Origin of the sequence: Chitinophaga niabensis, from assembly GCF_900129465.1 — a bacterium.
In the GTDB taxonomy this organism is placed as follows: Bacteria; Bacteroidota; Bacteroidia; order Chitinophagales; family Chitinophagaceae; genus Chitinophaga; species Chitinophaga niabensis.
On sequence record NZ_FSRA01000001.1, the window covers coordinates 3,979,147 to 3,993,701 of the forward strand.

10 protein-coding genes and 3 tRNA genes are annotated in these 14,555 nt (G+C 45.1%); 9 read left to right on the forward strand and 4 right to left on the reverse strand.

Annotation, left to right across the window (positions count from 1 at the left end):
- Positions 1-10: 10 nt before the first annotated feature.
- The 3 genes from BUR42_RS15900 to BUR42_RS15910 all read right to left on the reverse strand — a co-directional run bounded on the left by BUR42_RS15900 (position 11) and on the right by BUR42_RS15910 (position 5,228).
- A complete protein-coding gene (locus BUR42_RS15900; protein ID WP_074240164.1) occupies positions 11-3,451 on the reverse strand; it encodes a TonB-dependent receptor in 3,441 nt (1,146 codons plus the stop codon).
- 114 nt (positions 3,452-3,565) lie between these two features.
- Positions 3,566-4,684, reverse strand: coding sequence for a FecR family protein (locus tag BUR42_RS15905; protein WP_074240165.1), 1,119 nt, complete (start codon positions 4,682-4,684; stop codon positions 3,566-3,568).
- 1 nt (position 4,685) lies between these two features.
- Positions 4,686-5,228 (reverse strand): RNA polymerase sigma factor, encoded by a 543-nt coding sequence (locus BUR42_RS15910; RefSeq protein ID WP_074240166.1) that lies wholly within the window; start codon positions 5,226-5,228, stop codon positions 4,686-4,688.
- Between the two features lie 311 nt (positions 5,229-5,539).
- Between BUR42_RS15910 and BUR42_RS15915 the strand changes: the two genes are divergently transcribed.
- Entirely contained in the window at positions 5,540-5,950 is a 411-nt protein-coding gene (locus BUR42_RS15915) for a glycine cleavage system H family protein (protein ID WP_074240167.1), read from the forward strand.
- Positions 5,951-6,069: 119 nt separating this feature from the next.
- Positions 6,070-6,561, forward strand: a complete 492-nt coding sequence (locus tag BUR42_RS15920) for a class I SAM-dependent methyltransferase (protein WP_084185599.1) — start codon at positions 6,070-6,072, stop codon at positions 6,559-6,561.
- Here BUR42_RS15920 and BUR42_RS15925 read toward each other — a convergent pair.
- Positions 6,558-7,529, reverse strand: a complete 972-nt coding sequence (locus tag BUR42_RS15925) for a 2-hydroxyacid dehydrogenase (protein WP_074240169.1) — start codon at positions 7,527-7,529, stop codon at positions 6,558-6,560. The two genes, BUR42_RS15920 and BUR42_RS15925, sit on opposite strands and share 4 nt — an antisense overlap.
- A 44-nt stretch (positions 7,530-7,573) precedes the next feature.
- Here BUR42_RS15925 and BUR42_RS15930 point away from each other — a divergent pair, with 44 nt between their 5' ends.
- From BUR42_RS15930 to BUR42_RS15955, 7 genes are all read left to right on the forward strand, one after another.
- On the forward strand, positions 7,574-7,915 hold the full coding sequence (locus tag BUR42_RS15930; RefSeq protein WP_074240170.1) for a cupin domain-containing protein: 342 nt from the start codon (positions 7,574-7,576) through the stop codon (positions 7,913-7,915).
- Between the two features lie 34 nt (positions 7,916-7,949).
- Complete coding sequence (locus BUR42_RS15935) at positions 7,950-8,849, forward strand: hypothetical protein (protein WP_074240171.1); 900 nt, start codon at positions 7,950-7,952, stop codon at positions 8,847-8,849.
- A gap of 13 nt (positions 8,850-8,862) precedes the next feature.
- Positions 8,863-11,265 (forward strand): putative Ig domain-containing protein, encoded by a 2,403-nt coding sequence (locus tag BUR42_RS29370; protein WP_084185600.1) that lies wholly within the window; start codon positions 8,863-8,865, stop codon positions 11,263-11,265.
- 85 nt (positions 11,266-11,350) lie between these two features.
- Complete coding sequence (locus BUR42_RS15945) at positions 11,351-13,852, forward strand: phosphocholine-specific phospholipase C (protein ID WP_074240172.1); 2,502 nt, start codon at positions 11,351-11,353, stop codon at positions 13,850-13,852.
- Positions 13,853-14,064: 212 nt separating this feature from the next.
- Positions 14,065-14,150, forward strand: a tRNA-Tyr gene (locus BUR42_RS15950).
- Positions 14,151-14,155: 5 nt separating this feature from the next.
- A tRNA-Ser gene (locus BUR42_RS29785) sits at positions 14,156-14,240 on the forward strand.
- Between the two features lie 88 nt (positions 14,241-14,328).
- Positions 14,329-14,413 (forward strand) — tRNA-Ser (locus tag BUR42_RS15955).
- Positions 14,414-14,555: the final 142 nt, after the last annotated feature.

The window sequence follows — 14,555 nt, forward strand, 5'->3', positions numbered from 1 at the left end:
TTTTTCTTATTTAGAAATTAGCTCTTAATCCCAGGGTAACTGTTTTGGCAAATGGATATTTTGCACCGTTGCTGCCTAACTCAGGATCCCATAATTTAAACTTGGAAAAGGTGAGCAGGTTGGTACCTGCTGCATATACCTGCAGGCTGCTGATTGCTTTATTCCGCATGGCTGGTGTAATGATGTTATAGCTCAGCGTAGCTTGTTTCAAACGCATGAAGCTCCCATCCTTTAACCAGCGTGTACTGCGCTGATAGTTATTATCACTGGAATTGGTGATCGTGAGGCGAGGGTAATAAGCATCCTGGCGGGGATTATCTTTTGTCCAGCGGTCAGTTACATTGCTGAGTATGTTCGCAGGATACTGGCCAATACCGGTAAAGGGTACAACTCCTACTCCATTGGCGGAACCATCATTCAGGGTATGAAGATCTCCGTTTGCCATGATCCATACGTCTTCTATTCCGGCAAAGATGGCGGATAGTTCAAATCTCTTTATGCCCAGGTTAAAGCCCATTCCGTAGGACCAGGTAGGGAAAGAATTTTTGCCCATGTAAGTCTGGTCATTGCTGTTGATCTCTCCATCACCGTTCAGGTCCCTGTATTTAATATCTCCGGGAAAAAGAGGCCTTAACTGCCGGGGGCTTTTATCTACATCGTTCTGATCAGCGAATAATCCAAGGTCTTCATAGCCGTACCACTCATATTGAGAATGGCCTTCCCACTGTTGATATGCATAGAGCATTTTAGGATTGTCTGCGAAGAGCACTTTATTCCTGGCATAGGTAATATTTCCAAACAGGCGGAGGCTTACATCATTACTGATCTGGTCAATATATTCCAGGCTTGCATCAAAACCTTTGTTCTCCATTTCGCCCATATTGGCATAAATCCTTTGGCCACCATAACCGCCAATGGAAGAGAGTGATTGACGTTCAATAAGAATATCCTTCCGTTTGTCTTTAAATACATCAAAATTCAGCGTTAGTTTGTTCCAAAGGTTTACATCCAATCCAATATTGGATTTGGTGGATGTTTCCCATGTGAGGTTCTCCGTACCGATCACATTGGCGGCAATTCCATTATAACTTCTTGGGGAAGAACCAAATTGAATACCATTCGCACCATCCACATAAGTGAGGTATCCAAAACGGTCATAGCTGCCATTATTAGCCCCAATAGCATCATTCCCTGTAGTACCAATAGATGCTCTAAGCTTCAACAGGGTAAGGGTTTTTGAAACACCCTCCATAAAACCTTCTTTGCTGATTACCCATCCTATAGCCGCCGCCGGAAAAGTGCCCCATCTTCTTCCTTTCTCAAAGTTCTCTGATCCGGTAGCACCAATATTCACTTCTGCCAGGTATTTATCCATAAAGGCATATGTTATCCTGGTAGCCGCACTTTGATTACGGAAAGGAATAGCTCTTTTCAAATTATCTGCATTGCCGATCAGGCGGTTCCGCATGGTACCTACTACCAATGCGCCAATATTATGTTTTCCAAAAGTACGGTCGTACGTAATATTCCCTTCCAGGTACATTACTCTTTCGCCTTGTGAATTGGAACTGTAGCCCAGGAAAGAAGAACCGGTTCTTACCTGTTCAAATATTAGTTTACCATCCGAGCCACGGGAGCCTGCGTACCAGAGATCGTTATCACCTGTTCTGCTGGTATTGAATTCTCCATAAGTATCAAAAGAAAAGCGGCCGGTAGCTTTCAGGCCTTTAGTAATTCCATCCAGGTTCTGCACGAGCGACAGAACGGATTGAACAGACGGTTTGAATTCTGTGCTGTAGCCCCTGTTCTGTACAAGGTTGAAGGGATTGGCGCCGCCGTTGTTACGGGGACCAGCCCACATTTTATCCGGGTATTGTACCGGAAATGCGATTGGGTTCGTGGAATAGGAATTGTACCAGATGGCGCTTGCAGGAGAACCGGGATACCGGCTGTTCACCAGCATAGCGGCAAGGTTCAGCGATAAGGTGGTTGTTTTGGTAACGTTCAGATCTATATTACTCCTGAAGTCGTAGCGTTTAAAGTTGAGGTTGGGATTATAATCGTTGATCTTTGATACTTTGTATTGCCCGTCCTGGTTGTAAAAGCTCATAGACACATAATAGCGCATGGATTCTCCGCCACCACTTACATTCACGTTGGCATTGGTCATGGAGGCCCAGTCTTTATAGATCCGGTCTATCCAGTTTACATTAGGATATAAGTAAGGATCAAGGCCACTGGCTGTTTTGGCGATCTGCTCATCCGAATAAACAGGTGTTTCACCGGCATTTTCACGGGCTTCGTTATATAGTTTCATATAAGTAACCCCATCCAGCATTTTGGGCATGCGGGTTAAACCATTGAAGCCACTTTCTACTTTAGCAGAAACTTTTGGTTTCCCGGCCACCCCTCTTTTGGTGGTAATGATCAGTACACCGTTTGCTCCCTTTGCACCGTATACTGCAGTGGCGGAAGCATCTTTCAGCAATGTGATGCTTTGTACATCTTCCGGATCAATATTATTAAAAGCACCGCCATAAGTACTGTTTACATCTTCCCTTTGCACACCATCTACAATGATCAGCGGAGAAGTGCTTCCTGTAAAAGTACCGATACCGCGGATGGTGAATTGCGGGTTATCATATCCTGGTTCACCGCCGCTGTTCTGCATCGAGATCACACCTGCCACTTTACCAGCCAATGCATTGGTGAGAGAACGTACAGGCGTTTGCATATCTGCCATATTCACGGAGGATACCGATCCCGTAACCGTAACTTTCTTTTGCTGGCCGAAACCTACCACCACCAGTTCATTGAGGTCATCTACTTTGGGAAGGAGCGTCACCTTCAATGTTTTCTGGCCGGTTATTTTCAACTCTTCCGGTTTCATGCCCAGCATGGCTACCCGCAATATTTCATTTGGAGCAGCATCGATGGTAAAGATCCCCAGGGCATCTGAAACCACCCCCCTGTTGGTGCCATTTACAGAAACAGTAGCGCCAGGAATGGGATTACCCTCGGGGTCCATTACCTGGCCTTTAACTGTTTGCGTTTTCTTTTCCTCCTGTGCTAAGTTGGGCCTGGCCGGCGTTACTTCCGGCGCCTTTTTGTCCAGCACAATACGGTTGCTGCGTAATTCGTAAATGATGCCTTTGTTCTTAAAAACAAAGTCCAGCACTTCCTGCAAAGCAGTGTTCCTGAAATTGAGGTTCAATTTCTCACCATCGTCCAACAATTGATTGTTGTACACCAGCGTAAAGCCGGTCTGTTTTTTAATGGCCCTGAAAACCTGTAACAGGGACATGTTGTTGCCGGAAACGGTAACCGGGGATTGAAGCGACTTTACCTGTGCTTCGGCAACATGGAATACGGAAAAAAGGATGCAGCTAAGCACAAGGGCTTGTAATGCCCTTCGCGTAGCCTGCCGGCAATCGCGCATACATTTTCTCATGTGGAAAAAATCGTTTAATTAGTTTATACGATGGTGTCAGCAATAATTCAAATTAACTACACCTGCTTTCCCAAAATGGGTGACAGTGGTATAAAAAAATTTTGGGGGGATAAGCTATTTAAGGAGGATAGTCTGTTGTTCGAAATGAAAATCCGCATTGGCAGTGGTTTTCAGATCTGTCAGGAATTCAGGGAGTTTAGCCCTGTCCATCAGGCCGGTAACAGCAATGCCGGCAAATTTATCGTTATCGGGAATGAATTTTATGCCATAGAACCGGGAGGCGATCACAGTGAGTTCAGCGAGCGGCATTTTATGGAAATAGTACACGCCTTTCATCCAGGAGAGTACTTCCTCTTCATCAAATTCGCGGGTGGAATATGTTTTGCCGGCAGCTACAATACCCTGCATACCGGGTTTCAGTTCCCATTGGTTTTGCAACAGCACCTTTCCTTCCACCAACGAGGTTTTTTCCGCTGCGGCTTCGTAAGTGTTCACATTGAAAGAAGTACCCAGTACTGTTACGCTGGATTGTGGCAGATGTACCACAAAAGGATGAGCCGCATCTTTGGTTACTTTAAAATAAGCTTCTCCATCCACATACACATCCCGGGTAGCTTTGCCGAAGCGGAAAGGAAAACGTAACCGGGTGGATGCATTGAGGCGTACCTCTGTACCATCAGACAAAGTGAGTTTATAGGTTTCGCCGGGAGGAACCATCAGGGTATTCTCCGCAGTATCCTGGGAATTGTAGGCCAGGGCTCCATTGCCGGTATTTAGTACCGCATTGTTGAGTTGAATGGTTTTTGCCGCACTGTCCTGGTTGAGGGTAACAGACTGGCCATTAGCTGTAATAAGGTTCACTGTTTGCTTGCTCTTTGCTACCAATTCAGCCAGGCTGGTGCCTTTCTCTTTTGCGGGAAAAATAAAATAAGCCCCTGCGGATACTAATATTAATACAGCGGCGGCGGCAGACATCATCCTGAGCCTGCGGGTGCGTGCTGATCTTTTTGATTTCAGCTGATGTAGCGCAGCTGCAGGGTCCAGGCCTTGCAGGTAGTCTGTGGCCTGAATGGAACGGTCCTGTTCTTCCAATGCATTCCAGGTATCCCGGAAACCGGCGTCCTGGGCCAGCATGTTCTTTACATGAGCTTCCTCTTCCGGGGAAAGATGCCCCGAAAGTTTTTGAATGTATAACTGAAATATTTTTTCCTGTGTTTCCAATTGGGTGAACAAGTTAATACTTTTTACTATTTACTGCGAACCGCAATAGTTTCAATCCTCTTTTCAGATGCGTCTTAAAAGAATTAATGCTGATACCCATTTCTTCTGCTGCTTCCTGGTAACGTTTTCCCTGGATGTATACCATTTGAATGGCCACTTTCTTCTGGCCGGAGATATCGTTCAGGGAAGTGTGCAATTGTTTATAGTAGTCCGGTACGGCATCGGGTTGCGCCTGGCAGGTATCATCCTGCAGGTTTGAAAATGCTTCCTGGTGTTCGTAACGGAGCTTTTGTTTCTTAATATAATTAAGGCAACGGTTCTTTACGGCGGTATGCAGATATCCTTTTACATCCCCGTCGAACTGGAGGTATAATTTTTTATCCCATATATCCATAAAGAAGGTCTGGATCAGGTCTTTTGCTTCCTGTTCATTCTGTAGGAACCAGTAGGCGTTCACGCAAAGCATTTTATAATACTTTACAAATAAAGCATCAAACGCAGTTTGGTCTCCCTCCTTTAATTGTTCCACCAAAAGTGTATCTGGAGAATGATTCATTCTATCCTATTTCCTTGGTTGATACTTGCTTATCGTAACGAATAATTCTGGTTGATTGAGAAGTAAGATAGAAAATACTTTTTATTTCCTGCGCGATTTTAAATCGGGGCAAAGGAGCCCGATTCCCTTTTTTTAAGGTTTTTAAAGGCTGCCGGCCAAATTTTAACGTTTTCTTTTAAAGTGTAAAATTGACGTGAAGCCTTGAGGCACACCAGCCAAACCCATGCTATTAATTTACACTATAACGTTTTTATACATATTGAAAAACCCTATTATCAGGATTGTTGGGTTAATAATGGTAATTTTGCACTATGAATATTTCAACTATTTCAAGACCGAGGATCCATTTTACGCAGGAACATGAATGGATTGATTTTAATGGAACCGTTGGATTTGTAGGTTTATCCATGTTCAGACTCGCAGGAATAAAGAAAATAGACAATATCGAATGGGTCAATAATAAAGGCACCATCGAAAAGAACACACTCATCGCAAATATCCACTCGGGAAGTACTGTTATCCCATTGCACTCCCCGTTGCGTTGCAAATTCCTGGGCATTAATGCAAAATTAAAGACTAACCTCAACCTGATACTGGAAAGTCCACAGGACCAGGGTTGGATCTTCTTTGTAACGCCTATGAAGTTCCAGAATAAAGATAAAGAAGAGTTACTGCAACCCGCAGACTATCAAAAACTCATTCGCAGCATTAAAGTATCCTGATACAGCATATGCAAAATTCAAGTCTTGTAGTTAAACCTGCCAGATATACAACCGACTCTGCCTTTGACTGGTTGTACCCGGAAAGGATCCAACAATTGTCTAAACGGCACTGGACTCCCATGAGCGTAGCAAGAAAATCAGCCCAATTCCTGGCCAATGGCCCGGGTAAAAAGGTGTTGGATATTGGCAGCGGCGTGGGTAAATTTTGTATCCTTGGAGGCATCAGCTTCCCGCATGTGAATTTTTACGGCGTGGAGCAAAGGGAGGAATTATATCATCTTTCTTTAGAAGCGAGGGAAGCGGCTAATGTGCAGAACGTGGATTTCATTCATGCTAATTTCACGCAGATAGACCTGGATGCATATGATAACTTCTATTTCTACAACTCCTTCTTTGAGAATATAGATGAAGGAGATAAGATCGATCATGATATAGAATGCTCTGCCAGCCTGTATGTTTATTATTCGCGTTTCCTTTGCAGGGCGCTGGATAAAAAACCAGGTGGTACCCGGCTGGTTACTTTCCATAGCCTGGAAAACGAGGTGCCCACCAGTTACCAGGTAGTGGATGTTTCTCCGGACCTGCAGTTAAAAATGTGGATCAAACGCTAATAGATCTCAGGATTTACCACAAAGGGTAACCGTTCTCCTTTTAAACCGGCCATGATATTCTTTGCTGCCATGATAGCCATGGCATCTCTTGCTTCAACTGTTGCAGAACCAATATGCGGGAGTATGGCCACATTGGGCATCTCCAGCAATGGATTATCAGCAGCCATAGGTTCCGGGTTGGTTACATCCAGACCCGCACCCCAGATCACCTTTTCATTGAGGGCATTTAAAAGATCCGTTTCGTTATGGATCCCTCCTCTCGCAGCATTGATAAAAATGGCGCTGCGTTTCATTTTATCAAAAGCGGCTTTATTGAACATCCCCTTTGTTTCCGGCGTAAGAGCAGTATGCACGGATAATACATCACTTTGCGCAAGCAGTTCATCGAAGGATACTTTTTCAGCTTTCAGCACTTCTTCCGCTTCCTGGTTTGTATGCCGGTTGTGATAGATCACTTTCATGCCGTAAGCACCGATACAACGTTTGGCCATTTCAAAACCTATCTTTCCCAAACCAGCAATTCCTAATGTTTTACCGCTTAGTTCTATTCCCAGGTTAGCAGTGGGTTCAAAGAAGCCCCATTGCCCTTTGCCGATCTGTTTATGCATGTAAAATGCTTTGCGCGAAACGGCCAGCATCAGTAAAAAAGCCGTATCCGCCGTGGCATTACTTAATACACCGGGAGTATTGCCGATGGGGATCTTTAAGGCTGTGGCAGCAGGTACATCCACATTATCAAAACCTACTGCATGTAAGGCAATTACTTTAAGATGGCTGCATTCCTGCAAAAAGCTGCTGTTGATCTTATTAGGGCCCACGCTTAATAATGCATCATGTTGCTTACAATATGCTATCAGTTCAGCCGGCGTAAGATCTCTTTTCTCCGTCCATTGCGTAAGCTGAAGACCCGCTTCCTGTAATAGTTGTAGCCCTTTTTCGGGGATCACTCTTGTGATAAAAACCTTCATGCCTTAAAAGTAACGCTTTCTGCCGGAAGTAGTACCTTAGCGCTATGTTAAGTTCGATTCATACTGCTGAACATTATACCTGGGGTAATCAATGCGACGGATGGCATTTATTAAAAACAGATAGCCTCAGTGTGATCCAGGAAAACATGCCACCCGGCACTGCTGAACAACCACATTTTCATACACGCGCACAGCAACTGTTCTATATCTTATCCGGCACAGCAACTTTTACAGTGGAAGAAAAAGAAATAACAGTGCAGGCCAATGAGTGTTTACATATTGCGCCAGGTGTAAAACATCATATCGAAAACCGTGGTGCTGCGAACCTGCAATTCCTGGTGATCTCTGAGCCTAAGTCCCACGGGGACAGGGTTGCTTTGCCGTAAATTATTCCCTATTTTAGCTGGAAATTCCATGTAAATGAAACACGTAAAGCGCGCCTTACTTGCCGGCATTGCCATGCTTGCCCTGTACGGCTTTGTTACAGAACAGGCCCCTGCTAAGTTCAAATGGTCCGGCGCATGGCAGCCCACCCGCAAAAGTGCGGGAGATGGGGTTACCAAACTGGATATTAAGATCGGTACCTTCATCAATCTTCCCGATCCTGCTTCACTGGCTAAAGTTATTTTTCATGTGAACAAAAAATTCCCCGGCTCTGCACCGCTTGCCACCTGGGCTGTAGGTGATCTTTCCAAACTTACACCCGCTCACAAAGGTTTATCTGCTGAAGAGCATGAACAATATCTATCTCATATGGATAAAGCAGGCGTAACTGTGTTCCTGGAAGTATTTCCTTTTAAAGGAGATAATGTTGCGGCCATGATCGATCAATGGCTGGGAAAATTCAGGCACCACCGCTGCATTGCAGGTTTAGGGGTTGAACTGGAATATTTTGGAAAAGCTACGGATTCACTTACAAAAGTATGGGATGAAAAAGTAAAATCACATCGGCCCGGTTACCGTTTATTCCTTCGACACTATAACCCTTCTTATATGCCTCCTGCTTATCGTGGCAAGGGCGACCTGCTGTTCATTGACGATGCATCTGAAGGTACCCTTGCAGACCTGAACAAAGGGTTTGCGGATTGGGCAAATCATTTCTATCCAACGGCCTGTGCATTTCAATTAGGTTATCCCGCAGATGAAGATGGAATGAATGGCAGCCAGAAATCAGGATGGTGGAAACTCAAAGATCCTATTCGTGATTGGGGAAATGATATCCTTCCCCTGATCCAACATCCGGACCAGGAACTGGGCCTGATATGGGTAACAGCTAAATCAGGCAAGTCGTATAATACTGCCTGGGACCTCACTAAATAATAAATAACATTTCATGAAATACTCTTTCCTTTTAGGGATGGTGCTGCTGGCATTAAATGCAGTTGCACAACCTGTTTCACTTACGCCTGCGCATGGCCCTGAGCCAAAGATCAATGGTGCGAAAGTATTTGGCGTAAGGCCCGGGCATCCCATCGTTTTCACCATTCCGGCTTCCGGAAAAAGGCCCATGAGCTTTTCCGCAAGCAATTTACCAGCCGGTGTAAAAATAGATACAGGCAATGGCAAGATCACTGGCAGCATTCAAAGACCAGGCGAGTATATTATTTTATTACAGGCGAAAAATGAGGCTGGTTCCTCAAAAAGAGTGTTGAAAATAGTAGTGGGAGAAGATATTGCACTCACTCCCCCGATGGGTTGGAACCATTACAATATCTATGGCACCCGTATTACGCAGGCAGATGTATTGGCACAAGCTAAAGCCATGGCATCCAGCGGACTTATTGATCACGGATGGTCCTATATAAATATAGATGACGGCTGGCAGGGTGAACGTCGCGGCCCCTTACATGCCATTCAACCTGATACTTCCCGCTTCTCTGACATGAAGCAGTTAAGTGATGATATACATGCACTGGGGCTTAAATTCGGCATCTACTCTACTCCATGGGTTGAATCCTACGGGCATCGTACAGGTGGTACTGCTATGAATCCCGAAGGGAAATTTGAACGCACAAAAGAACAGGTACCAAGGAATAAAAAACAACTTCCCTATGCTATCGGTACTTATTCTTTTGTGGATGCAGATGTAAAACAGTGGGCATTGTGGGATGTGGATTATATGAAGTACGACTGGACCCCTGCAGAATTACCGGAAACAAAAACAATGTATGATGCGTTGAGAAGTAGTGGCAGAGATGTTGTATACAGTCTTTCTAACAGTATACCATTTGCCACTATCGCAGAACTATCTGCTGTATCCAATGCATGGCGTACCGGCGGTGATATCAAGGATAACTGGAAAAGCCTGAAAAGCCGCATTCCCACACAGGATAAATGGGCACCTTTTGCAAGGCCGGGGCATTGGAATGATCCTGATATGATGATCGTTGGTGTGGTAGGATGGAATGCAAAAGACAAATGGCCTTCCAAACTTACGCCCGATGAACAATATGCACACATGAGCGCATGGTGTTTAATGTCTGTTCCCTTATTACTGGGTTGTGATATGACGAAGCTGGATGATTTCACTTTAGGCCTATTAACGAATGATGAAGTGATCGCTATCAACCAGGACCCTTTAGGCAGGCAGGCTACCGTAGTTTCCAAACAGGGAGACCTGGTGGTGATGGCAAAAGATATTGAAGAAGGATGCAAAGCTGCCGGCCTGTTCAATCTTGCAGACAGCGGTACACAACAGCTCTCTCTCAAATGGGCAGACCTAGGCATCAAAGGGAAATACATTGTGCGGGACCTCTGGCGGCAAAAAGACCTTGGTGTTTTTGAAGGAGAATTTAAAACAGCTGTGGCAGAACACGGTGTGGTAATGGTAAAACTGATACCAGTTCCTCCACCCACATTAAGATCAGCTATGAAACCTGCCGTGAAAAATGGCGGATTTAAAATGCCGGGGTATATCCTCTGGTGCCCTACCGTGATAAAAGTAGGCCGTACTTATCATATGTTTGCCTCCCGCTGGCCGGAGCAGTATGGATTAGCCGGGTGGACAAAATATTCCGAAGTAGTGCGCGCCACTTCCAATAACCTGTACGGCCCTTATACATTCCGGGAAGTAGTGCTGCAAAAGAGAGAAGGGCATTGGGATAATGACCGTGCGCATAATCCGAAGATCGTTAAAGCTGGAAATACCTTCGTACTCTATTATATTTCCTCCGCCAACGAAACCGGTTATGCTTATGCCAGTAAGATCACAGGCCCCTGGACGAGGATAGATAGCCTGGCCATGCCATTTTCAAACCCTGCACCTCTCGTGAAAAAGGACGGCAGCGTTTATGTATTCGGCAGAAAGGCCATTGGTGATATAAGGATAGCACAGGGTTATACGGCAGTTTCTTTCAAAGGGCCTTATTCACTTTTACAGCAAGGAAATAATTTACTGCCTGGCCTTAACCAACTGGAAGATCCTACCATCTGGTGGGCATCCGGTCAATATAACGTGATCCTGAGCGATTTTCGCGGAGATGCTACCGGCGTTAATAAAGATGGGGCCCAGTATGCATCTAAGGATGGCATTCACTATCAACTGGTTTCCCCGGAATCCGTCTATTCCAAAAAAGTAACCTACGATGATGGCAGTTCTTTCACTTTCCGGAGAAGGGAGCGGCCATTTGTATTTACCAACGAAAAAGGAGCAGTCACCGCTTTTTTCACGTCCTGCCTCACGGATAAAGAGCAGTCGTGGATTGAGGTGCAGCCGGTGGATAATTATGTGCCCTAACAATAAAATCATGTTGCACAGCCCAACATAATTTATAATTTAGTGCCTGATACGGAACCATTTATCAGAAAATATCACGTTTACAATGGATAACAGAAGAGAGTTTCTAAAGAAATCTATGTTATTATCCGGGGCTGCCGGCGTTTCTTCTATTTTGCCAGCTTCCATACAAAGGGCCATGGCAATAGATCCCCGGCCGGGTAGTACTTTCCTGGATGCGGAACATGTAGTGATCCTCATGCAGGAAAACCGCTCCTTTGATCACTGCTTTGGTACCCTAAAGGGTGTAAGAGGTTTTAATGATCCCCGCGCAGTGACCTTACCGGATGGCAAACCTGTATGGCTGCAGACCAATGCAAAAGATGAAACCTACTCTCCTTTCCGATTGGACATCAAGGATACCAAGGTAACCTGGATGGGCGCATTGCCCCATTCCAGGGCCAGCCAGGTAGATGCACACAACGGTGGTAAATATGATAAATGGCTGATCGCCAAAAAACCAGGTAATAAACAATTTGATCATATCCCCTTAACCATGGGATATTATACCCGTGAGGACATTCCGTTCAACTTCGCACTGGCAGATGCTTTTACGGTATGCGACCAGAATTTCTGCTCTGCCATGACCAGCACCACACCGAACCGTTCGTTCTTCTGGACAGGCCAGATCAACAGTAAAGAAGAAGGACTGACCAAAGCAAACATCCGCAATACGGATTACAGCTACGGTAAACTGGGCTGGAAAACCTTCCCCGAATTGCTCACCGAGAACGATATCAAATGGAAATTCTACCAGAACGATATTAGCGCGGGTGGCGGTTATACAGGAGACGAACGTTCCTGGTTAGCCAACTTCGGTTGTAACCTGCTGGAATTCTTCGCCGCTTATAATGTGAAGTTTAATGAAAGATATGTAACCAACCTGCAAAAGCAGATAGACACACTGCCAGATGAGATCAACAAATTGCAGGAAGCATCTCCTTCTTCAGAAGCAGCTGCCAAAAAGATCAAAACAGATATCGCCAAAAAGCAGGAAGTACTGGATAATGCCATAGCCGAAATGGCGAAGTGGAATAAAGAAAGCTATGAGAAGTTAACGCCTAAACAAAAAGAACTTTATCGCAGTGCATTCGTGATCAATTCCGGTGATCCCGGTTACCGTTCCATCACTAACTTAAAATATGATGATAACGGAACACCACGTGAAATGACGGTGCCTGCAGGTGATGTGCTCTATCAGTTACGGAAGGACACTAAAGAAAATAAATTGCCTACTGTATCCTGGATTGCAGGACCACAGAAGTTCTCAGATCACCCCAGCGCTCCATGGTATGGTGCATTGTATGTTTCTGAGATCATGGACATCCTCACCAGCAATCCTGAAGTATGGAAAAAAACCATTTTCATTGTAACATACGATGAGAACGATGGTTACTTCGATCACTTTGTTCCTTTCTCTATCCCTGACGAGAACAAACCTGGTACAGGTAAAGTTTCTCCCGGCATTGATACAGAAGTAGAACATGTAAGATTAGCGAACGAACTGGCACAGGGCATAGAGAAAAAGCAGGCCCGCGAAGCTCCCATCGGGCTGGGTTTCAGGGTACCGCTGATGATTGCATCTCCCTGGAGCCGCGGTGGTAAAGTGAACTCGCAGATCTTTGATCACACCTCTACCTTACAGTTCCTGGAAGAATTCGTGAATAAAAAATTCTCAAAGAAAATCCACCTCGATAATATCAGTCAATGGAGACGTACGATCTGCGGTAACCTCACCTCAGCATTCACACCGTTCGACGGTGCCAAATCAGACCTTCCTTTCCTTCAGAAAGAAAAGTTCATAGAAACTATTCATAACGCACAGTTTAAACCTGAGCCTTCCGGGTTTAAGAAATTCTCTTCCCGTGAGATCGATGCGATGATCAAACAACCTTCTACCGCCAATCCACTGGCAAAACAGGAACCGGGTGTTCGGCCATCCTGTGCTTTGCCTTATGAACTGTATGCAGAAGGTAAATGGAATCCTTCCACTAAGAGCTTTGATCTTTCTATGTCTGCAGGTAACCAGATCTTTGGTGCTGCCTCAGCCGGCTCCCCTTTCAGGGTGTATTCTCCTGTTGCATTTGCAGGTGAAGGTTTCCGGAACTGGGATTTTGCTGTGAAAGCCGGTGATAAGCTGGAATACAGCTGGCCGGTTGAACAATTTGCTGAAAATAAATACCATCTTCGTTTACATGGGCCTAATGGGTTCTACAGAGAGTTCACCGGTAATGCACAAGATCCTGCTATGGAAGTAAGCTGTGAGTATGTTCGAGACAAGAGTGGCGGGCTTGTTATTAAGGTCCGCAATACTTCTGCTGAACCGCTGAAGCTAACGGTGAAGGATAATGGTTATAAGCAAGCGGATGTGCAGCATATCATTGGGAAGAACAGTTCCAAGGATATTTTCCTGGAGCTGGGGAAGAACCATAACTGGTATGATTTCAGTATAAAGGTGAATGGGTTTAACGCTTTTGAGAAACGTTATGCGGGGAGAGTGGAAAATGGGGAAGAAGGGTTTAGTGATCCGCTGATCGGGCGTGGTTGATTGGTAAATGACCAAACAGTTTCATCATTTCCGGCTTGGATGCTCGGTTGTAATCCTCTTATCTTTGCCTCATCATGAAACATACTATATCATATTGCCTTTTGTCGCTGAGTTGCTGCTATAGCAACCGGGAGGTCGTGTGATTACTTGAATAAAGGATTTCGAACGCCTCTTGGTTTTATACTGAGAGGCGTTTTTGTTTTCAGGCATATGGGTGATCGGCTACGATGGTGGAGTAGCGTTGGACTGTAAATCCAATACATCAGAAACATCATAGGTTCGAATCCTATATCACCCACAATTGGAGGATAGGCAAATGTTGGTTTGTTGCGGCACCCTGCTAAGGTGTTCCGGCTATCCGGTGATGGTTCGATTCCATTGTCCTCCGCATTCGATCATGTACCCAATGTTGATGCCGGGATTAGTCTGCAAAACTAATTTAACGCAGGTTCGATTCCTGTCATGATCTCTTATCTGGAAGATTGCCAGAGTTGGTAATGGCGCAGTCTTGAAAACTGACGGCGGTGAAAACCGGCAAAGGTTCGAATCCTTTATCTTCCTCCTGTCGCAAAAGCCCCCTTCCAAGGGGCTTTGCACATTCCTATACCCTATCTTGAGCCTATGTCAAGCCTATCTCAAGTATTCCCGTCCCCTATTTAGGATATTTTAAGTTAGGATTACTGATGATCTGTCAAAAAGCGCT